The following is a 20,958-nucleotide window of genomic DNA, read 5'->3' as shown; positions in this document are numbered from 1 at the left end:
CTCGAACGAGCCTTCTATGCCGAGGCGAGAGATTAGACTGGTTTCAGCACTTGGAGATGGCTTGGGAGCACTTCAAACGTGAGCGGGAGTTTCCCGCCCGTGTCCCCGTCGGCGTTGACCGGAAGCGAATCAGGCGAATCGACATACACCCGCTTCGTCTGGAATGCGGTCACACTGTCTGTTTCTTTAAGCTTGCCGGTAAATAAGGCCGGGGCGAGCTGGAAGGCGTCTGTGAAACCGAGATTCTCAAACAAGTAGACGTGAAGCAGGCCATCGTTCAACTTCGCATCAGGCTCGAAGTTTTCAAAGCCGCCGACCGAGTTCGTCAGCGCGATGACGGCGAGAAAAGCGTCCCCGTCGAACGTGTGCTCTTCGGCCTGAACTGATAACGAGTAAGGACTGTGTTCCCGGAACGCTTTGATGCCTTCAATCAAGTAGGCGAACGGGCCCCATTTCGTCTTCTCTTCTACGCTGACTTCATCGACCGCCTCAGCGATGAGGCCGATGGCGATGACGTTCATGAAGTAGCCGTGTTCATACTTCCCGATGTCCATCGGTGACGGTTTTGCCGTTCGCAGCGCTTCAATCGCTTCTTTCGGGTCGCTCGGTACGCCGAGAGCCCGTGCCAAATCGTTCACCGTTCCGAGCGGGATGATTCCGAAGTCGGGACGATGATCGGCTTCGGCGAGACCGGCCACCGTCTCGTTCAACGTTCCGTCGCCACCCATGGCGACGACGGCTTTATATTGTTTCGACGCCGCTTCTCGTGCGAAGTGTGTGGCGTCGTCGGCTTTTTCAGTAAAACGGACGTCGACGTTTCCGTAACGTTCGCGTAGCACTTCTTCAGCGAACGGCGCATGCTCTTTCCCTAATTCTTTCCCAGACGATGGGTTGACGATCAACATAACTGTATCCATTCAAGACATTCTCCTTTATCAGTCAGATATTGTCCTATATTCCCGTCCACGCTCAAACCTAGTCATCAAAAAAACAACGCGCGTGCGTTGTTTAGTAATGGCGGAACGCCGACATATCGAGATGGCTCGCATCGGATTCGTCGACGGCGAGCTCGATTTTCAAATATTCGTGGAAAGGCGAATCGTACGCTCCCATGCAGGCGACCGGTTCATGGCCGGGTACGGGCGATTTTCGTTTCGTCTTGACGAACAGGTAGTCTTCGCGCGACAACGTCAACAAGAAACGCTCGACTGCGTGCGGTTCGCGCGTGACGTTCGGCCATGGCAAGTGGTTGAACAGTAAAAAGACCGCGCCTTCTTTTTCAAGGGCATAGTCAGGGGCGATGCCTTCCCGGTTCAACAACTCGATGACCGAACTCAAATAGCCTGCTTTAATCGTCAATGAAATCTCATAATACTCACGCATACCGTCCACCCTTTCTAAAAATCACAATAGTTCTATTCTAAACGTTTCAAGGAGACGCGACAACGGAGAAGTTTCTTGACGAAGTGTTTTTAGCGACGTATACTGCTCATGTCCTGCTATACTAAAGGTAAATGATGAACGAATTGAGGTGAAACCGACATGATTGAATCACTCGAATTGAAGGCATGGGTCGTCTTAGCCAGAGCGATGGACGCAATCAGTGATCGTGTCAAAGACGATCTTAGACGCCACCAATTGAATTCAACAGAGTTCGGTGTTCTATCCGTATTGTATAAACGAGGAGATACGCCGCTGCAACAAATCGGTGATCAAATTTTGATCACGAGTGGTAGCGTCACGTATGTGATCGACAAGCTTGAGAAGCGAGGGCTCATCGAGCGCATCGCCTGCCCGTCAGACCGTCGTGTCACGTACGCGTCGTTGACAGGCGAAGGCAAGCAATTGATGGACGTCGTCTATCCTGAGCATATTGAAATCTTCAAAGATATTTATGGACCGCTCAGCGAACAAGAGACTGAGACGTTGATTGATTTATTGAAACGCGTCGGCTACAACGCGGCAGGCAAATAACGCCTGCTGTTTTTTTTGTCAATTATCTTGAAGTTGAAATAATTGACGGTGAGATATACAGATGATATAGTTCTAACTGTTGTTATCAAAATAGAGATTACAAGTGGAGGAACCCATTATGAATAAAGTATTATACGTATCAGCTAACCCAAAACCGACAGAATTGTCATACAGCAAACAAGTCGCCGAGGCGTTCATGACGAAACTTCAACAAGAGAACGCATCGTTTGAAGTCGAAGCAATCGAGCTTTACGATGTCGACGTCCAAGAAATTGATGGCGACGTGTTAAGCGCTTGGGGAAAATTCGCGTCTGGTGAAGCACTCACAGACGTCGAAGCTTCAAAAGTCGCGACGATGAACGGCATGCTTGAGAAGTTCATGGAAGCAGACCTTTACGTGTTCGCGACGCCGATGTGGAACTTCTTCTTCCCGGCACGCATGAAGATGTTCCTCGATAGCGTCCTCTCAGCCGGCAAGACGTTCCGTTACACAGAGCAAGGGCCGGTCGGTCTCCTTGAGAACAAACAAGCGATCCACATTCAAGGGACAGGCGGCATCTACACAGGCACAGACCTCAACTTTGCAGACGCGTACCTCCGTCAAGCGCTTGCGTTCGTCGGCGTGAACGAAGTGACGACACTTGCGGTTGAAGGAATGAACCAGTTCCCAGACAAGATCGAAGACATCGTTGCTGACGCGACAGCGAAAGCAGAAGCACTTGCGAAAGAAGTAGCAGGCACAGTCACAGTATAATCATCGGACGAGTCCACTGGGCTCGTCTTTTTGTGTGCCGTCGATTCGGGTATGATAAGACGGAAAGGGGCGAATCAAATGGGAGAACAGTTATCAGACCGCTTGCTCGGCGACTGGAGTGACATCATTGAAGCAGAGATGGAGCAGCCGTACTTCGTTGACTTGAAAGCGTTCGTCGATGAGGCGTATGCGACGACGACCGTCTATCCGCAGCGGGAAGACATTTGGAACGCGTTCGTCTACACGAAGTTTAAAGACGTCAAATGCGTCATCCTCGGCCAAGACCCGTATCACGGTCCGAATCAGGCGCACGGACTCAGCTTCTCGGTCCAAGACGGTGTCCGTTTTCCGCCATCGCTGCGCAACATCTTTCAAGAGTTGCATGAAGACTTGGGTTGTAGCGTGCCGAAGAGCGGGAATTTAGAGAACTGGGCCCGCCAAGGCGTATTGTTGCTCAACACCGCGCTCACGGTCGAAGCGAGTAAGGCCGGATCACACCGCGGACAAGGATGGGTTCAGTTCACGGACTCGATCATCGAGCAACTCGGGAAGCGCGAACAACCGATCGTGTTTATTCTTTGGGGAAACGATGCCAAAAAGAAACAAAAGCTGATCGGGCCGCAGCACGCGATCTTGACATCGGTCCACCCGAGTCCGCTGTCGGCACACCGCGGCTTCTTCGGATCCCGTCCGTTCTCGCAAGTGAACGATTTGCTGAAACAGTGGGGGCAACCTGAAATTGATTGGTGTTTGTGACAGTTCGCAGTTGCGGACTGTTTTTTGTTGACGTCGAGAAAACGATTTGGTAAAGTTACAACCAACAAGATGCTTTAACGCTTAAAAGCAAGTTCGCATAGAAGCATAACTGCATAACAGTAACAAAAGCGATGATCAAACCGAAGTAGAGACATCTTCCCTGGCCTAGAGAGCGTGTGGTGCTGCGAACACGCCCAAAAGATGAATCGAATTACAGTTTGTGAGCTCTCACATGTGAGCGGTCCCCCGTTATCGGATTAGAGTGACTAGACAACGTCTAGTAATCAGGGTGGTACCGCGGCTAAGTCGTCCCTATCGAGTGAATCGATAGGGACTTTTTGACGTCCAGTAGACAAAAGGAGGAAATATCATGCTCACACAATCAATCCCACGCCACTTGGCGCCTCATATCTCGCCCCAGTTTTACAACGAGTACACACCGACCGATCACGCGGTCTGGCGCTTCGTATTACGGCTCAATTTGCATACGCTCGAAGGCAAGGCCCATCCGTTCTACATCGAAGGGTTGAAAAAGACAGGCATGGGACCGGAACGTTTGCCGGACGTCGAAAAAATGACCGCCGAGATGCGAGCGGCCGGTTGGTCGACGGTCGCGGTCGACGGATTGATTCCTGGCGTCGCGTTCTTTGACTTCCAAGGGAACGGGATGTTACCGGTCGCGACCGACATCCGGAAAGTCGAGAACATCTTGTACAGCCCGGCACCAGACATTATCCATGAGGCGGCCGGTCACGCGCCGATGCTGATGGACCCTGAGTTTTCTAAAATCGTGAAACGGTTCGGTCAACTTGGCGCGAAAGCGTTCATGAACCGTGAGGAACACGCCTCGTTCGCGGCACTCAAACGACTGACGATCGTGAAAGAGAATGCCAACTCGACGGAAGCGGATGTCAAAGCCGCCTTAGAAGCGCTGCATGAAGCGAAAGCGCAAGTGACGGGCTTCTCCGAAGCGCAGCAAGTGGCACGTATCTTTTGGTGGACGGTCGAGTTCGGACTGATCGGCGACATCGAGCGCCCGCTCATTTACGGGGCCGGACTGTTGTCTTCGGTCGGCGAGAGCCGTCACTGCCTGACCGACGCCGTCACGAAACATCCGTTCAACCTCGAGCATGCGCTAGAGACGAAACAGGATGTGACGAATATGCAAAGTGAACTGTTCGTCATCCCTGACTTCGAGGCGTTGACGGATGCGCTCGATGAACTCGAATCACGGATGGCCGTCCACACGGGCGGAATCGCATCGCTTGAGAAGGCGCTCGCCTCAGGAAGTCAATCGACGATCCGGCTCGAAGATGGGACCGACCGTGTCGGAACGGTTCGACACGTGACGAACACAGGCCGAGTTGCCCTCGTTCAATGGGGGGACTGCGTGAAAGTTGACCACGGCCAGCTTCGCAATTTGAGCAATCACGGACTACTCGTTTTAGATGGACCAATCCAAGAAGCGCTCGCGGAAGCGGACGTTCGCCTCGATGGCCGCATCGTCAGCGAGACGACAGACGAGATCACGCTAGAAGACGTGAGCGTGCACATCGACGGCAAACAAATCGAGCTCGCGACGCTTGAAGTGAGACACGATTCGCTACCGTCGATCTTCCCGGGCACGGACGTCGAAGAGCTCGTCGTCTTAGAGAAACCAGTTCAAATCGAACGGGACGCCCGGACGTGGACGGAAGACGACCCGCTCTTCAATCGCATCCGGCTCATGCGTGAACAAGGTGAGTCGATCGACGCTCTCGTCCCGATGGTCCTCTCTGAGCATGCAGACGCCTGGTTGGCTCAGATTGAATGCTTGGAACTCGTTCAGTCAGACGAGCTTCGTCAAGCACTCATCGACCGGCTACAAGCGTTACGGAAAACTTCAGACTCTCGCAACGAGCTGATTGGCCGCGCAATGGATTTGCTCAAATGACGCAAACAACCCCGACTTTGAAAAAAGTCGGGGTTGTTTTTATTTGGTCGTTTCGCGCAAGAACGTGATCAAGCGACGATACGTTGAACTGGCTGCTGGTTGATCCATCTCGAAGTGATAGCTGTTTCCGAGTTCGTATTCATCTCGATTATAGAAGACGCTCGTCACGTCAGTCCGTCCGGAGAGAATCGTCGCGAACTCTTTCGCTTGTGTCTCGAACGACCCCGTGTTCCCGTCGGTGATGAACGTCGGGACGAACGTGGCCGGGATGTTGACGAGAGGAGACGCTTCGTTGACGATGGGGAGGTTCTCCCAATTGTACGTCCCGAAGTAGGCCCAACCGATCCGCTTGAACAAGAAACGGTTGACGGCTTTCGAAGACTCGAGAATCGTCCGTTTCAAATCATACGGGCCAGACAAGAGAACCGCGCCGAGGATCGAGTCTTGCGGGACGACTTGATTCACTTCGGCTGACGGTGCATAGTCATCGTTCAGTTGAATCCCGATGAATTGGGCGACGAGCTGCGCTCCGTTCGAGTCTCCGGCGAAGAAGACGCGGTCGAGATCGAGTCGGAAGCGATCGTTGTTGTCGGCAATATACGTGTACGCCTCTTCGATTTGCTGGAGTGGCACCGGATACGTGACGTCCGGGGCGAGGGCGTAGTTGATGCTGACGACGTTGTAGCCGTTGCTTGCGATCGACGTCGCATACTTGAACACATCGGCCTTATCACCGCCAACGAACGAGCCACCGTGCACCCAAAAGATTGTCGGGACGACATGCTTATCGCCTTCATAGCGAATCAAATCGAACGTCCCGTTCTCGTAGGCAGAATAGTAATCGATGTCTTTACGGACCAACGTCTTTTGAACGACTTCGTCGAATCCTTTGATCGCGACTTCCTTGCCTCCAGTAAACGAAGTTTTGACGAGACGGGACGCAGGCTTCGGTGACAAGAAGACGTAGGCGGCACCGGCGACGGCCGTTCCGACTAGTCCGAGTCCAGCTCGTTTCAATCCTTTATTCATCGTGATTCCTCCTTGGTTCAAACGGTTATTGCTTAACGATTCGTAACGACACTGCTCATGTACGTCTCGATGACGTGGGCGATTCCATCTTCATTGTTTGACTTCGTGATGAAGTCGGCTTTCCCTTTGACCGTGGCGTTGGCGTTACCCATGGCGACACCGAGTCCGGCCCATTCGATCATCGTCAAGTCGTTGTTGCCGTCTCCGCAAGCGATGACGTGTGCTTGGTCGATTCCGACGTGGTCAGCCAAAAAGGCGAGGCTCGTTCCTTTCGTCACACCGGCTTCCGTGAACTCGAGGAAGAACGGTTTCGAGCGGGCGACGGCGAGCTTGCCTTCGAGCTCGACTTGTAGCTTCGTCTCGATTGGGGCGAGCGTATCTCCATCGCCGAGCATGAGGCATTTGACGACAGGGGTCGTGACGGTTTCTTTGAAATCGTTGACGTGGATGACCGGCATGCCCGTCAATTCGCCTTCGAGATCGGTATACGGGTTCGGCTGATCGGTTACGATTTCGTTACCGATGTACGTATGAATCGCGATTTCCTCCCGGACACTGATATCATGGAGGTGGGCGACTGTGTCTGGCATTAACGTGCTTGAGAAGATTTCTTCATTTGTTTCACAATTGATGATTGAAGCACCGTTGAATGACAAGATGTAACTACCATATTTGGCGAGCTCGAGTTCACGAGCTGCTTCCCACATGGCGTACGTCGGACGTCCGCTTGCCAAAACGACTTTGTGGCCGCGTTCTTGGACGTCAAGTAACGCCGCTTTCGTGACAGGGGAAATCGTGTGGTCGCTCGTGAGGAGCGTATCGTCCATATCTAAAACAATCATGTTATAACTCATAGTGGTAAGGAGTCCTCCTTCAGAATCTAATGACTCCATCCTAATATGATTTGAGGTCAATTGACAACCTTGTCGCAAAAACGTAACTATAATGTAGAGTAGTGAACTCCAGAAGAGGTGGAAATATGAATCGGATATTAGTAGCCGAAGATGAGCATGCGATTCGCAGCTTTATCATCGTAAATTTAAAACGAGCCGGATTTGATGTCTTTGAAGCGACGAACGGCCGTGAAGCGGTCACCGCGTTCGATCGTGAACCGTTCGATATCGTCTTGCTAGACGTCATGATGCCTGAGATGGACGGCTTTGAAGCGTGCGCCGCAATTCGTGACTTAGACGAGAACGTCGGGATCATCATGTTGACGGCACGCACGCTTGAAGAAGATAAAATCGAAGGTCTCGGGAAAGGGGCGGACGACTATATCGCCAAGCCGTTCAGCCCGGGCGAGCTCATCGCGCGCATTCATGCGCTCCTGCGACGCGTCGAAAAAGTGAAGCGCAAAGAGAAGAAACGTCTCAAGTCAGGACCGTTCGCCATCGACTTGGCGGCGAAACAAGTGACGAAATACGGACAATCGATCGATTTGACGCCGACCGAATATGACTTGATCTGTCATCTCGTCCAAAACGAAGAAGTCGTCTTATCACGTGATGCGCTTCTTGATGCGGTTTGGGGCATCAACTACTTCGGGGACCGGAAGACGGTGGACGTCAACATTCGCCGCTTACGGCAAAAGATTGAAGACGACCCGAGCCATCCGGCCTATATCGAGACGCTATGGGGGCATGGCTATAAGTGGCGGAGACATGACGGATGAGACAACAGCTCGTCATCCGCATGATGATTGTCGTGACACTCGTGCTCTTACTGCTCGTAAGCGTCCTGTCGTACGGTACGTACCGTTATTACTACGAGTATGAGTCCGATGCGTTGGTCAGCCATGCGACGACAAGTGCTTATTTGTATCCACAGGCGCAAGTCGGATTTGAGACACCGAGCGCGTTCTCGGTCCTCGTCCGGACGTTCGGGTATCCGGGTACGGATTTGACGATGGTCGACCGCTCTGGCGCGATTATAAAAACGACCGGACAGCGAGCACAACAAGCGTCGTATACACCTGAGCAGCTCGAGCGTCTCGCTAGAGGAGAGTCGGTCGTCCAAGACTATGACGTGAACGAAGAACACTTTCTGTCGGTGACGAGCCCAATCATGACCGAGGGAACGGGTGAGTTCGCCATCAGTTTCACGCGTCCGCTCGCAGACTTAGACACGCTCATCCGCGAGATTTGGATGGCGGTCCTCATGATCGGTGTCTTGATTTGGCTCGTGGCGCTATACGCGGTCATCCGAATCGCGGACCGCTTCGTCCGTCCGATCCGCGAGATTATTGAGACGGCTGACGAGATGGCGCAAGGTGATTTCGACGTCGAGGTATATTCGAACGAGAAGCACGAGCTCGGGGCGCTTGCCCGGACGCTGACTTACTTAGGCGCTAAAGTGCAACAGCACCAATCGACGCGCAACGAATTCTTGTCGAACGTCTCCCATGAGCTCAGGACGCCGCTCACTTCAATCAAAGGCTGGACTGAGACGATCCGAGGCGGGGACGAACAACTGTCAGACGAGACAGAGCTCGGTCTGAGTATCATTCATTCGGAGACCGAGCGAATGATCGGTCTCGTCGAGCAATTGCTCGACTACACGAAAATCGAGGAGAGTCGTCTCGTGCTCTATCGTCAAGAGCTCGATCTCGTCTCCCTGTTACGCAAAGTAACGATTCAACTGAAACAATCGCTTGAAGATAAGCAGATTACGTTGATCGAGCGCTACCCGGCCAAGTCGGTCGGTCTATTCGATGAGAACCGGCTCAAGCAAGTATTCTTAAACTTACTTGAAAACGCGATCCGGTTCTCACCAGTCGGCGGGACGCTCACGGTTCGCTTCGTCCAGTCGGAGCGGGTCGCCTTCATCTCGATTATCGATCAAGGACCTGGCATCTCGAAAGAACACTTGCAGCGCATCACGGAAATGTTCTATCAAGCGCAAGTGACGAAAGGCAGTAGCGGCCTCGGCCTTGCGATCGCTAAGGAGTTGATCGAGGCGCATGAAGGGAAACTTGTCATCGAAAGTGAAGTCAGACAAGGGACGACTGTGACAGTTCTGTTACCGCTCGACCCGAGCGAACTGCAATAAAAGGGTTAAACCTTCCGAATTCAGGATACATACAATTGTATGTAGAATGAGGGAGGTTTTTTGTCGTGGCCGCAAAAACATTGAAACCGTTGAAAGGAAGTCCGAATGCCGTATCGACACAAACGTCGATCAAAGCGCTGCACATGGACCCGCTTCCGTATGGAAAAGACCGCGATCAAACGGTCGAAACCATCAAAATGGTGATGGGGCAGCTACCTCGGACGGAGCTTGCCGAGGAGACGACGGACACGCTCCATTACGTCGTCTCTTCGAAAGTGATGCGTTTTAAAGATGACGTGGAATTTTTATTTGACGATGAAGCGAGACAAGTAGAATTTCGTTCTGCTTCACGACTCGGTCATTCCGACTTCGGTGTGAACCGGAAACGGATGGACGACGTAAGCAAACGATATCGGAGGTTGATGGGATGAAGGACTATCAGTTGATTGTAATCGGGGGAGGCGCGGCCGGGATGACGGTCGCAGCCGGTGCCGCGAATTTAGGTGTGAAAGTCGCACTGATTGAGAAGAAAAAACATCTGGGTGGCGATTGTCTCCACGTCGGCTGTATCCCGTCGAAGGCGCTCATCGCAGCCTCGAAAGATGCGAGTTCGATGATGCAGGCCGCACGTGTGCTCGGAGCCGAGTTTGACGGGCGCGATCATTATAAGACGACGAAAGCACGAGTCGACAAAGCGCGGGCGATCATTCAAGAACACGATGGGACGGAGCGTTTCGAAAAGATCGGGGTCGATGTATACATCGGAGAAGCGTCGTTCCAAAGCCCGTACGAACTGAAAGTCGGTGACGATTTACTGATCGGTAAAAAGTTCGTCATCGCGACCGGGTCGAAACCGACCGTCCCGCCAATCGATGGATTGGACAACGTTTCCTACTTAACGAATGAAAACGTGTTTGAAGAAGAGACGCTCCCAGAGAGCATCATCGTCATCGGGGCCGGCACGGTCGGACTTGAGCTGGCACAGTCGTTCGCGCGGCTTGGTAGCCAAGTGACCGTGCTCGAGGCGCAAGACGCGTTCTTGCCGAAAGAAGACGAGTCTGTCAGTGCGTTGCTCCGCTCACAGCTTGAGATGGCGCTGCATCTAGAAATCGGTGTCAAGGTCAAACAGATTGCTGAAGTGGCAGGACGCATCAAAGTCACAGCCGAAGTCGATGGGGAAACTGTCGAGTATGAGGCGGAAAAACTGCTCATGGCGACAGGACGTGCTCCACGCATCGAAGAACTTCGCCTTGATCGGGCGAAAGTCGACGTGAAAGACGGCTATGTCGATGTGACGTCGACGTATCGGACGTCACAGTCCCACATCTTCGCCATCGGAGATACGATCAAGACGTTACCGTTCACACATGCGGCCGGCGAAGAAGGCAAGGCGGTCGTCGCCAACGCCTTGTTCGGGCTATGGAACAAGGTCGATTACAGCAAGATGCCTTGGATCACGTTCACCGACCCGGAAGTGTTTCATGTCGGATTGACCGAGGCCGAGGCGCGTGAGCGTCACGGGGATGACATCGAAGTCTTTGAGGCGAAGCTGTCCGAAGTCGATCGGTTCGTCGCCGATCGCCAAGAGACAGGCTTCGTCAAAATCATCACCCGGAAGAACGGCAAGATTCTCGGAGGACACGCGGTCGGGATGACGGCTGGCGATTGGATGCAGATTGTCGTCTATGCGATGCAACGCGGTGATAAGATCGGCAAGTTGTCACGTATGATCTATCCGTATCCTTCGCGGAGCGAGGCCGTTAAGAAAGCGGCCGATCTATACTGGCGGAAGCGGCTCTTCGAGAGCCCGCTCACCGAGCTCGCCCGAAAATATTTTGAATGGACACGTTAACAAAAAGCCCACTCTGTCGCAGAGTGGGCTTTTCGTCATGGTAAGACGAGCGTTTCGATCATTTTTGGTGAACCTTCTGATAAGTCGACGAGCGGCTTGATCAATACTTCGACACGGCGATTTTTAGAACGGCCGGCGTCCGTTTCGTTCGTCGCAATCGGCTTATATTCCCCGTAGCTTGCGAGCGTGAACTGATTCGGATTGAGCGACTCATTCGTCAACAGACCTCGCATGAACGCAGTCGCTCGGGCTGAACTGAGTTCCCAGTTCGACGGGAAACGAGCCGTATTGATCGGCACGTTATCGGTATGACCGGACACGACGATTTCTCGATTTCCGGCTTGTTCGAGAATGCCGCTAATCGACTGAGCGACCGTGCGGGCGTCAGCGTCGAGTGTCGCTTCCCCCATGCTGAACAAAGCCCGGTCTTGGATGGTCAGGACGAGCCCACTTGAGTTGATGGTCGCCTCGATTTCGTCTTCTAATCCATTTTTCTTAATGTACTGATTCACTTCTTCTTTTAACTCGTCGAGTTTGGCTAGCTCATACGTCCGCGGATTGGCGGTCGTATCTGTCTTGTCCGTTCGGCTAATGTCACTGTTTGACGCCGTTGAGGCTTGGAAGACACTCGTGCCGCCTGAGAACACTTGATTGAACGATTGAGACATCTTATTGAGCTTCGTCTGGTCGACGTTACTTGAGGCGAACAACACGATAAACAAAGCGAGAAGTAACGTCAGCAGGTCAGCGTAAGGGATGAGCCAGCCTTCCGGGATGTGTTCTTCATGGTCATGCTTCTTTTTGCGCTTCATAGTTCGCTCGCTCCTTTGGAGACAAATACACGGCCAACTTATCTTCTAACGTCTTTGGTGACTCTCCGCCTTGAATCGACAAAATTCCTTCGATCATCATTTCCTTGACGACGACCTCGCTTTTCGAATATTGCTTCAACTTGTTGGCAAACGGGAACCAAAGAACATATCCACTGAAAATCCCGAACAGCGTCGCGACAAAGGCGGCGGAGATGGCGTAGCCGAGTTTATCAATATCGGATAAGTCTTTTAGTGCGGCGACGAGCCCGATGACGGCTCCAAGTACACCGAGCGTCGGAGCGTACGTGCCTGCTTGCGTGAACACATCAGCGTTCGCTTTATGGCGTATTTCCATATTCTCGATATCACGCGACATCACTTCGGCGATATATTCAGACGGTTGACCGTCGATGACCATCATCATGCCTTGTTTCAAAAACGGTTCTTCGACTTGCTCGAGTGCCGTCTCGAGTGACAGCAGGCCTTCTTTACGTGCCTGCGTCGACAGGTCGACGAATTGTGTCAACAAACCAGATTTGCTTGGCAGTTCTTGTTTTTTGAATAAGATCTTAAATAGTTGGGGTACCGTCTGTAGCTGTTCTTTCGAAACGGCGATACTGACCGCGGCCGCCGTCCCGACAAAAATAATAACGAGCGCCGCAGGGTTGATCAGCGGAGCGACCCCCGCTCCTTTCAAAATCATCCCTCCGATTAACGTAAAGAAACCGAGTAAAAGTCCGACTAAAGTGACGACATCCATGTCTATGTTTTCCACCTTTCTAAAAAAAATCAAGATATAAAAAAAGCGAGAGACTTAACTCGTCTCCCGCAAATGCGTTCCGATGGTTAAGCGCCGTTTTCGTCAATCAGCAGTTGGATGCTGATATTTCGTTCTTCACGCTCTATATCGGTTAGCACATCGTATTTTTTTAATAATGCGTACAATTGATTCATAACTTCTTGATCAAGTGACCAATTCAACAGTTCTTCGAGCTGGAAATAGAGATGGGCGGGCATACATTGTGATTGACGCTCCAACCTTCGCGAGACATCCTTTAGCGAATGATCTACCGTACTAGGGTCCACGGTTTCATTCAACCTCCTCAATATTCATAAAGTCTATCTCTCATATTACCAAAAAAATATAGGAAGGGTTAGCGATACATTTTTCTAGTTGGCAATTTACACGTCGAGGAGTAAGATGATGCTTAGAAAACTCGATTTAAAGGAGATAGCGAGATGCGACATCGATTGACCGTACGGGAATTGCGCCTTAAACGAATTGAGGCGCTATACCGGCTCATCTTTGAAAAACCGGCCCGATTTATCGCGACTGGATTTTTACTCGCCATCTTGACCGGAGCCACGTTACTGTACATGCCGTTCGCCCAAACCGAGCCGGTCTCTTGGATCGATTGCCTGTTCATCGCGACGTCAGCAGGCACGGTGACCGGCCTGTCGACGATCGACATCGGCTCATCGTTCAATACGTTCGGCGAGCTCGTCATCGTCGCCTTGATTCAAATCGGCGGACTCGGATTCATGACGGTCGCGCTCATGCTGCTCAGTGTGCTCGGTAAGAAAATCGGCTTAAAACAGCGCATCTTACTCCAAGAATCGCTCAACTTGTCAGGTCCGGGCGGAACGGTCCGCCTCGTCCGCAACATCGTCTTCACGACCATCATCGTCCAGTTCATCGGAATGTTATTTTTGACGGTCGAACTTTACAGCACGAGCGATTATCGGTTCGGCGAAGCACTATATTATGGCTTTTTCCATGCCGTCTCGGCGTTCAATAACGCAGGTTTTGCATTATGGCCCGACAGCTTGATGCAGTTCGAGCAAAATACGGCCATCGTCGTCACGATTTCGATGCTCTTGATGATTGGGGGTCTCGGATTCACGACGATTGCCGACGCGACCGAAGTGAAACGATGGAAGCGACTCGCTTTGCATTCGAAAATCATGATTGCTTCGCTTGGCGTCATCAACGGGATCGCCTGGTTCGGACTTATGCTATTCGAGTGGGTATCAGTGGAAGGTGCACTTTACGGCCGCCCGATTGGCGAGGCGTTAAACGTCACGTTCTTTCAAGCGGTGACGACACGGACGGCTGGATTCAATACGGTGGACATCTCGATGATGGCGCCGGTATCGATCGGATTAATCCTCATCTTGATGTATATCGGGGCCGGAGCGGCATCAACGGGATCTGGTATTAAAGTTACGACCGTCGCTGTCATTTTAGCGGACATGTGGGCGTTCATCGTCGGTAAAAAAGAGACAGTCATTCTCGAGCGGACGGTCGACGCGTTTCAAATCAAGAAAGCATACGTCGTCGCCATCTCGAGCTTCTTCTTTATTATGTTGATCACGGCACTTACGATTTTGACGAATGCTCATATTCCGGCGACCGCCCTCTTGTTCGAGACCGTGTCTGCCTTCGGGACGGTCGGGCTCTCGCTCGGCATCACGGCTGAACTGAATGACGCCGGGAAAGGGTTCATCATGTTCATGATGCTCCTCGGCCGTGTCGGCTCGCTGACCATTCTGTTCACGGTCGCACGACAGATGGACCGGAAGATCCGTTATCCGAAAGAGAAGCTGTTAATTGGATGAAGACACACAAAAAGCCCTGGTCAGGGCTTTTTGTGTGTGTTGTAATAGGCGACGATGTCAGGCAAGTAGTCTTGTAAATCCGGGCAAACGATGCCGGTCCCGTTTAACGCCCGGAGCGTCTGCGTCGTGTCGAAATGGACTTGATGCTTAAAATAGGCGAGCAGTTCTTTTGGAACCCCATATCGTTCCGATAGCTGCAAAGCGGAAAATCCGGTTTCTGCGGCGAAATGGGGAATCGTTCCGCGAGGCGAGCGACCAAACATCGCTTCATGGATCATACGGTACACTTCCCGAGCCCCATGCGGGAACGGGTCGGTCAAATGGAACGTGCGCTTTAGACCGACTGGGGCGTGGGCGAGATAAGCAGTCGCTTCGACCACGTAGTCATACGGTACGAGGTTCACTTCGATGTTTTGCCGTCCGATATACGGGAGCGGCGCCGCTTGACGCAACTGGTCCATCAACTTCAACACGAAGTAGACGCCATCGAATTTTTTCGTCTCTCCGGTCTTGCTATGACCGATGACGATACCGGGACGGATGATCGTCGCGGGTATCGAGCCGAGTTCACGGGAGACGATGGCTTCCGCTTCATACTTCGTAGCCTCGTAATGGTTTTTAAACTGGACCCGATGCCATAGCTCGTTCTCATAGACGGTCCCTTGGCGGCGTCCGGAGACGTAGGCGGTACTAAAATAGACGTATCGCTTTAACTGTTTTGCCCGTTTGGCAAACGCCGTCATATGCTTCGTCCCGAGCAAGTTGACTCGGTAGCCGACGTCATACGGGATGCTCAAGTCATAAGCGGCCGCTAAGTGGAAGATATAATTCACTTCCCGTTCGATGACCGACCGCATGATCGGGTCGAGAATGACTTCCGGGAGTGTGATATCGGCTTCAACAAGCACTAACTGCTCGTCTTGAAGCGAAGTCGTGGCTAACAGTTCTTGTTTCAAAGCGAGCGCTTCTGGTCGTTGTGCCGGTAAATGGAGCGCATAGATCGTGCCGATCTGATCCGGCAATGTCGCGAGATGGGTAATCAGCTTTCCTGCTAAAAATCCTGGGAAACCGGTAAAGGCATATTGATTCATGACGTCTCCTCCGCTACATCTAACGTGAACGTGAACGTCGAGCCAACGCCTACGCTCGACTCGACTTCGATGCTGCCGCCGTGCGACTCGATGATCTCCTTACAGATTGACAACCCGAGGCCGGTGCCTCCGATTTGACGCGTATCTGAGTTGTCGACACGGTAGAATTTTTTGAACAGTTCTTCGAACGCGTGCTCGGGAATCCCGATTCCAAAATCTTGGACGGACACGTGGGCTTGCTTGTGCTCTTTCCGGACGCGAACTTCAATCTCATGACTGTGAGGTGAGTACTTGATGGCGTTTGAAAGCAAGTTGATGATGACTTGCTCGATCCGATCTTTGTCGGCGATGAGAACGAGCAACTCGTCGGCATCATCGAAATGAATCGAGTGGTCAGTCGTCTCGCGGAAGCGTTCGACGACTTCGCGGACGAGCTCGTTCAGGACGAAGCGGTCTTGTTTATACTCTTGATTGCCATCTTCCATGCGCTGAATATCAAGGAAGTCGTTCAACAAGTCCGTCAACCGCTTCGCTTCTTTTGCCATCGTCTTTAAATAGCGCTCGCGCTTGTCCTTCGACAAGTCACGTGTCAGCATCAATTCGATGTATCCAGATAGAGAAGATAATGGTGTTCTCAACTCGTGTGAGACGGTGCTGACCAACTCGTTTTTGATTTGGTCCATCCGCTCTTCTTCGGTCCGGTTGCGGAAGACGAACAAAAAGCCACTGTCCATCCCGATCTGCCGTTTTGTGTCCATTCCCGTTCCGTACATCTCATAATACTGTTCGTCGCGATCGTTCGGTTGCGGAATCGAAAAACGGAGCGACACTTCACGAGCCGACCCGTCGAGCAAGAGGTCGATTTTCTTTAACATTTCAGTGCGGTCACGGCCCCGGAATGTCGTCAGGAGCGGGATGCGTTCCTGCATCTTGTTCGGAGCGATGCCAGGCAGGTCGAGTAAGCGCCGGGCATGTACGTTCATGAACAGGACACTACCGTTCGATTCGGTCAAGACGAACGCCTCGTTCGATGCTTGCAGAATCGATTGGATGATGTCGCGCTGACGAGCAATCGCATTTTTCTCTCGTTCAAGCATGCGCTCGACTTTTTTACGGTCACTAATATCGCGCATGACGGCGACGCGGAGCGTCTGGCCTTGGAACGTCACTTCTTTCGGATAGACTTCCATCTCTAAAAAGGTACCGTCCTCGCGCCGTCCGATGACTTCGTACGGGGTTTGAATGTGATTACGGACCCGTCTGAGGACATCGGCCCGGTAGCCTTCCGCGATAAATTCAATCGTTTGGCGTCCGACCATGTCCTCGGCCGGGATACGGAAAATCGTTTCGGCTGCCTTGTTCGCGTCAAGAATCGTTCCCCCTTCGTGAAACAGGACAGCTTCAATCACGGACTCAGCAAACATGCGGTAACGCTGCTCTTTATGGAGCAGTTCACCTTTGAGCGCGATTTCAGGACTGACATCAAAGACGAAGAAAAAGAAGCCGATGATTTGATTGTGTTCATAGACCGGCTGCATGAACAGTTTACCGACAAAATGGGTGCGGTCTTTGCGCTGAAACTTCCATTCTCGGTCTCCACGATCGAGTGCGACGCGTAGCATCTGTTCGAACGACAACAAGCGCTCCGTCTCGTCTTGATAATGCGTTCGCTTCTCACTCAGTTCTCGCGACTCGAACAAGGCGAACGGTGTCATCTCATAGAGCACTTCGTGAGGTTTATAGCCGAACAGCTCGGTCGCTCCTTTATTGAAGCGATTGATGAGCAGATTGGCATCTGTCATGATCATCGCCATGTCGAGCTCGGTATGCATCATCGCCTCAAAGGCGTTATGTTGGACCGTGACCCGCGTGTCGAGCGGGAGCGGCTCGATGGAGAGAACGTATATATGTTCATATGGGATCGCATGGACGCGAATCGTCGGCATCTCGTATATCCAAGGAAGTCCTTGCTCCATCCGACGCGACAATTCCATGGTGAGGGGTGATTGGTTGACCATGTGGAAAATATTCGTTTTCGTCTGTAAGTCTTCAGGAAACTGCTCCATGAACGGACGATTCGCCTGAACGATCGTACCGTCCTTCGTAATCAGCGCGACGCCGTAAGGTAAAGCGTGCAGCAGTTCGTTTTGGAGATACATCCTTTTCTCCATTAACGTTTGATCCCTCCTTCTTTATATCAAACGGGTACATTTGGAATACATTCGACAGAAGACCCTTTGTTTTCCTGCATTGATTCGGTAAAGTAAATAAAAGAAACGATAGGGAGGACGATTGACGTGAAAGGAATGGCGCTTAGCCTATTTATTGCCACCGGATTATGGTGGTTCGAAGCACCGATGTGGAGCGTCGTCACGGTGCTCGCTCTCGGGATTGCTTGGCTCATCTGGCGGATGCGCCTGTCGACGATTGATCGGATTGATCGAATGGACGGCCGTGAGTTTGAGCTATTTTTAGAAGAAGTATTCACAGCGCTCGGGTACACCGTGACGGTCACGCCGGCGTCACGTGATTTCGGGGCGGATTTACTCCTTGAAACGTCGGACGGCTGGTCGATCGCGGTCCAAGCAAAACGCTATGAAAAAGTTGTCGGACTCGAAGCGGTCCAGCAAGTAGCCGCGTCCGTTCCATACTACGGGGCGAACGAAGGATGGGTCGTCACGAACTCGTCCTATACGGATAGTGCATACGAACTCGCCGAACCAAATCAAGTTCGTCTGATTGCAAGAACGGAGCTCGAACAGTTGCTCAAACAGGCTGGATTTAAGCGCTAAAGTGGCGCCTGTTCACAGCTTTGACAGACTGGCGGATTGTGTCGAAGAAAAAGGGGTTGTCTTTTTCCTCAAACGGTGCAATAATCATCTTCGTCATATGAAATATGTAGTAGTTGAACAGAGAAACACGACTACTAGAGACTAAATTGGGGTTTCACAGAATGACCAACCGAACAAACACAAAAATCGAGGTTGGAACGTAGTAGGAGGAAAAAGCGGTGCGCAAATTAATTTATGTAAAAGGTTGTGTCTTTACGCAAGGCGAGGCGACCATTTATGACGAAACAAATGATGCAATCGGATCTGTTCACCGCGACACGGAGGGCAGTGTTCAAGTGCACAACTTGTCCGGTCGACAAATCGCTCACGGGAAGTACATCCCGAACTGTCAAAAGTGGGTCGTCATGAACCACGACGGGCAAGCGATTGGTCAATTGAAAGACAAGTTCTCGTTATTCGGGAAAAAGTGTGAATACAACGTCTATGAACGTGGTCTCTACACGATTCAATACGATGTCGAGCGCTACAAGTTCAGTGTTCGCGATAAAGCTGGAAAACTTGTGGCGGAACTTCGCAAACAAGATGACGATTCTTTCTGTTTGACGAAAGAGGCGGATCAGCTCTCGATGTTCGAGTTGTTGTCAGTTTTGAAGACGTTGACGGTCAAATCACGGATGCCGGTCGCCATGTCAGTCTAACCAATATGACGAACACCAGTCACTGCGACTGGTGTTTTTTTGCGTTCCACAAAAAAAGCTTCATTTGATTGGCTCAAATGAAGCGGCTTAAATAGTGTTTGGCCTCGAGCTCGAGTGTCGTCACGCGGTGCGCGTACAAGCATAGCTTCAGGACGTGCATGATGTTCGGATGGGTATGTCCCATCTTCTCGATCGAACGCTTCGCACGAGTGTCTAACATCTCGATCGGGCTCGTCGACTTGGCATACTCTGCGTACAAGCGGTAGAAGTCGATCGGGGAGATGAGGTCGTCCTCGTCGCGGTCGGGATTGTTGAAGATGAGTGCGAGCAGCGAGCTCGTCTCTTCGAGCGAAAACAGATGCTTCAAGTCGTCTAGCAAATAAATGATCGCAGCCTGTTGCAGTGAATATTTTTTACCGACCCGAGGGACACCGATGATTTTGCGAACTTCGCGTTTCGTCCAGTTTTGAATCGTCGTCGCGGACAAATGTTCTCCGGTCAGTGTGTTGGCCAAGGCCACGATTTGATTGATCGACAATCCGTTCTTTTCAATATGAAACAAATGGATTTTACGAAGCTCTTTCGGGAAATGCTCACGCACTTCTTCAGGAAAAAGTGAGATGGCCCGATCGACGTCACCAACCCGCATATAGTGAAGGCAATCAGCCAACGTTTGAATCGAAATTGCATCGCGCATACAGGCATCCTTTCTATAGCCGACTTCGTTCGCAGGCTATACAGTCATTTGACCTCATTCTACCAAATGTTTGAAAAGGAAGCTAGGTTCTGGCTTGATTAAGGTATAATGAATACGTATAAAAATCGCACATAAAGGTGGTCCAACGATGAATGAATGGGTCAGTTCTATTCTGTCCATCGTCATTGTCCTGGTGTTTCTCGTCGGTCTCGAACAGATTGGCAAGCGCCTCGGCTGGACGGATGAGACAATTCGAAAGAGCGTACATATTGCGGTCGGGCATTGGTCATTGCTCGCCGTCTGGTTGATGGACACATGGTACATCGCCGCCATACCGCTCGTATTCTTTACGTTCGCAAACGCGTGGCTTCTATATAAGAGCCCGTCTCCGGTCCATCAGACCGAGCGGAAGTCGCTCGGGACCGTCTATTACCCGATCGCACTCCTCGTCATCTTGTTCTTCTTTTTCGAGACGGAACCGCTCGCCTTTTTAGCAGGTTCGCTCGTATTGGCATGGGGAGACGGCTTAGCAGCCCTCATTGGACGCAAATACGGGACGGTGATCTATGACCTGTATGGGCAAAAGCGATCGTTCCAAGGTAGCATGGCCATGTTCTTAAGTTCGTACGCGGTACTCTTTTTATTGTTTTTGTGGAAAGGTATTCCGATGTGGCAAGTGGTAACTTATGGGTTTATCATTTCCATCATAGCGACGCTGACAGAGGCGATTTCGTATCGAGATTGGGATAATTTCACAATCCCGATTGTCGTAGCCGTCGCGACATCATTATTGTTGTAAACCATTTGCTAGATTGTAAAGAAAACGTTGCTTGTCACTCTCGGTAAACATTTGTATACTGTGTTTCGTACTGAAACCATTCAGCAACGTGTCCGAGGCGAACT

The 20,958-nt window shown here is 51.6% G+C and carries 22 protein-coding genes and 1 other annotated feature; of the genes, 12 read left to right on the top strand and 10 right to left on the bottom strand.

The window, feature by feature from the left end; all coding sequences use genetic code 11:
- Nucleotides 1–32: 32 nt before the first annotated feature.
- Together KNP77_RS13400 and KNP77_RS13395 are read right to left on the bottom strand one after the other, a co-directional pair.
- Nucleotides 33–917, bottom strand: a complete 885-nt coding sequence (locus KNP77_RS13400; protein WP_070328316.1) for a diacylglycerol/lipid kinase family protein — start codon at nt 915–917, stop codon at nt 33–35.
- A 91-nt stretch (nt 918–1,008) separates the two neighbouring features.
- On the bottom strand, nt 1,009–1,383 hold the full coding sequence (locus KNP77_RS13395; protein WP_070328315.1) for a hypothetical protein: 375 nt from the start codon (nt 1,381–1,383) through the stop codon (nt 1,009–1,011).
- Nucleotides 1,384–1,542: 159 nt separating this feature from the next.
- On the opposite strand from KNP77_RS13395, the gene KNP77_RS13390 reads away from it, so the two are divergent.
- The 4 genes from KNP77_RS13390 to KNP77_RS13375 all read left to right on the top strand — a co-directional run bounded on the left by KNP77_RS13390 (nt 1,543) and on the right by KNP77_RS13375 (nt 5,417).
- Nucleotides 1,543–1,974: a MarR family winged helix-turn-helix transcriptional regulator gene (locus KNP77_RS13390; RefSeq protein WP_214891244.1), complete on the top strand. Its 432-nt coding sequence runs from the start codon at nt 1,543–1,545 to the stop codon at nt 1,972–1,974.
- 118 nt (nt 1,975–2,092) lie between these two features.
- Nucleotides 2,093–2,728 (top strand): FMN-dependent NADH-azoreductase, encoded by a 636-nt coding sequence (locus KNP77_RS13385; RefSeq protein ID WP_070328314.1) that lies wholly within the window; start codon nt 2,093–2,095, stop codon nt 2,726–2,728.
- 78 nt (nt 2,729–2,806) lie between these two features.
- Nucleotides 2,807–3,484, top strand: a complete 678-nt coding sequence (locus tag KNP77_RS13380) for a uracil-DNA glycosylase (RefSeq protein WP_070328313.1) — start codon at nt 2,807–2,809, stop codon at nt 3,482–3,484.
- A 122-nt stretch (nt 3,485–3,606) separates the two neighbouring features.
- Nucleotides 3,607–3,801, top strand: a binding site (T-box leader).
- A 53-nt stretch (nt 3,802–3,854) separates the two neighbouring features.
- The gene (locus KNP77_RS13375) at nt 3,855–5,417 is read left to right on the top strand and encodes an aromatic amino acid hydroxylase (protein ID WP_131490606.1); all 1,563 of its coding nucleotides are present in this window, start codon (nt 3,855–3,857) and stop codon (nt 5,415–5,417) included.
- 39 nt (nt 5,418–5,456) lie between these two features.
- Here the strand turns inward: KNP77_RS13375 and KNP77_RS13370 are convergent, their stop codons facing one another.
- Complete coding sequence (locus tag KNP77_RS13370; RefSeq protein WP_214891243.1) at nt 5,457–6,446, bottom strand: alpha/beta hydrolase; 990 nt, start codon at nt 6,444–6,446, stop codon at nt 5,457–5,459.
- A 32-nt stretch (nt 6,447–6,478) separates the two neighbouring features.
- On the bottom strand, nt 6,479–7,300 hold the full coding sequence (locus KNP77_RS13365; protein WP_131490607.1) for a Cof-type HAD-IIB family hydrolase: 822 nt from the start codon (nt 7,298–7,300) through the stop codon (nt 6,479–6,481).
- A gap of 125 nt (nt 7,301–7,425) precedes the next feature.
- Here KNP77_RS13365 and KNP77_RS13360 point away from each other — a divergent pair, with 125 nt between their 5' ends.
- From KNP77_RS13360 to KNP77_RS13345, 4 genes are all read left to right on the top strand, one after another.
- Entirely contained in the window at nt 7,426–8,118 is a 693-nt protein-coding gene (locus KNP77_RS13360) for a response regulator transcription factor (protein ID WP_131457893.1), read from the top strand.
- The gene (locus KNP77_RS13355) at nt 8,115–9,494 is read left to right on the top strand and encodes a sensor histidine kinase (protein WP_070328309.1); all 1,380 of its coding nucleotides are present in this window, start codon (nt 8,115–8,117) and stop codon (nt 9,492–9,494) included. Before KNP77_RS13360 ends, KNP77_RS13355 begins: the two co-directional genes overlap by 4 nt.
- Before the next feature lie 65 nt (nt 9,495–9,559).
- Nucleotides 9,560–9,925 (top strand): DUF1499 domain-containing protein, encoded by a 366-nt coding sequence (locus KNP77_RS13350; RefSeq protein WP_070328308.1) that lies wholly within the window; start codon nt 9,560–9,562, stop codon nt 9,923–9,925.
- Nucleotides 9,922–11,346, top strand: a complete 1,425-nt coding sequence (locus KNP77_RS13345) for a dihydrolipoyl dehydrogenase family protein (RefSeq protein ID WP_214891241.1) — start codon at nt 9,922–9,924, stop codon at nt 11,344–11,346. The genes KNP77_RS13350 and KNP77_RS13345 overlap by 4 nt, the downstream gene beginning before the upstream one ends.
- A gap of 35 nt (nt 11,347–11,381) precedes the next feature.
- Here the strand turns inward: KNP77_RS13345 and KNP77_RS13340 are convergent, their stop codons facing one another.
- From KNP77_RS13340 to KNP77_RS13330, 3 genes are all read right to left on the bottom strand, one after another.
- Nucleotides 11,382–12,158: a flagellar motor protein MotB gene (locus KNP77_RS13340; protein WP_070329181.1), complete on the bottom strand. Its 777-nt coding sequence runs from the start codon at nt 12,156–12,158 to the stop codon at nt 11,382–11,384.
- Nucleotides 12,136–12,918: a flagellar motor stator protein MotA gene (gene motA / locus KNP77_RS13335; protein ID WP_070329182.1), complete on the bottom strand. Its 783-nt coding sequence runs from the start codon at nt 12,916–12,918 to the stop codon at nt 12,136–12,138. The genes KNP77_RS13340 and motA overlap by 23 nt, the downstream gene beginning before the upstream one ends.
- An 86-nt stretch (nt 12,919–13,004) precedes the next feature.
- Nucleotides 13,005–13,196 (bottom strand): hypothetical protein, encoded by a 192-nt coding sequence (locus KNP77_RS13330; RefSeq protein ID WP_233589722.1) that lies wholly within the window; start codon nt 13,194–13,196, stop codon nt 13,005–13,007.
- Between the two features lie 201 nt (nt 13,197–13,397).
- On the opposite strand from KNP77_RS13330, the gene KNP77_RS13325 reads away from it, so the two are divergent.
- Nucleotides 13,398–14,777: a TrkH family potassium uptake protein gene (locus KNP77_RS13325; RefSeq protein WP_214891239.1), complete on the top strand. Its 1,380-nt coding sequence runs from the start codon at nt 13,398–13,400 to the stop codon at nt 14,775–14,777.
- A gap of 20 nt (nt 14,778–14,797) precedes the next feature.
- On the opposite strand, the gene KNP77_RS13320 is transcribed toward KNP77_RS13325, so the two are convergent.
- Together KNP77_RS13320 and KNP77_RS13315 are read right to left on the bottom strand one after the other, a co-directional pair.
- Nucleotides 14,798–15,868, bottom strand: coding sequence for an SDR family oxidoreductase (locus KNP77_RS13320; RefSeq protein WP_131441644.1), 1,071 nt, complete (start codon nt 15,866–15,868; stop codon nt 14,798–14,800).
- Nucleotides 15,865–18,039 carry a PAS domain-containing sensor histidine kinase gene (locus KNP77_RS13315; RefSeq protein ID WP_214891237.1) on the bottom strand — a complete coding sequence of 725 codons (2,175 nt, stop codon included), beginning with the start codon at nt 18,037–18,039 and terminating at the stop codon, nt 15,865–15,867. The genes KNP77_RS13320 and KNP77_RS13315 overlap by 4 nt, the downstream gene beginning before the upstream one ends.
- A gap of 135 nt (nt 18,040–18,174) precedes the next feature.
- Here KNP77_RS13315 and KNP77_RS13310 point away from each other — a divergent pair, with 135 nt between their 5' ends.
- Entirely contained in the window at nt 18,175–18,660 is a 486-nt protein-coding gene (locus KNP77_RS13310) for a restriction endonuclease (RefSeq protein ID WP_251139089.1), read from the top strand.
- A gap of 218 nt (nt 18,661–18,878) precedes the next feature.
- Nucleotides 18,879–19,358, top strand: a complete 480-nt coding sequence (locus KNP77_RS13305; protein ID WP_070329187.1) for an LURP-one-related family protein — start codon at nt 18,879–18,881, stop codon at nt 19,356–19,358.
- A 73-nt stretch (nt 19,359–19,431) separates the two neighbouring features.
- Here KNP77_RS13305 and KNP77_RS13300 read toward each other — a convergent pair whose 3' ends face one another.
- The gene (locus tag KNP77_RS13300; protein ID WP_070329188.1) at nt 19,432–20,055 is read right to left on the bottom strand and encodes a DUF1836 domain-containing protein; all 624 of its coding nucleotides are present in this window, start codon (nt 20,053–20,055) and stop codon (nt 19,432–19,434) included.
- A 148-nt stretch (nt 20,056–20,203) separates the two neighbouring features.
- On the opposite strand from KNP77_RS13300, the gene KNP77_RS13295 reads away from it, so the two are divergent.
- Nucleotides 20,204–20,854 carry a diacylglycerol/polyprenol kinase family protein gene (locus KNP77_RS13295; RefSeq protein WP_214891233.1) on the top strand — a complete coding sequence of 217 codons (651 nt, stop codon included), beginning with the start codon at nt 20,204–20,206 and terminating at the stop codon, nt 20,852–20,854.
- The last annotated feature ends 104 nt before the right edge of the window (nt 20,855–20,958 follow it).

Source organism: Exiguobacterium sp. s142 (assembly GCF_018618455.1).
GTDB lineage: Bacteria > Bacillota > Bacilli > Exiguobacteriales > Exiguobacteriaceae > Exiguobacterium > Exiguobacterium aurantiacum_A.
This window is presented reverse-complemented; position numbering and strand designations above follow the sequence as displayed.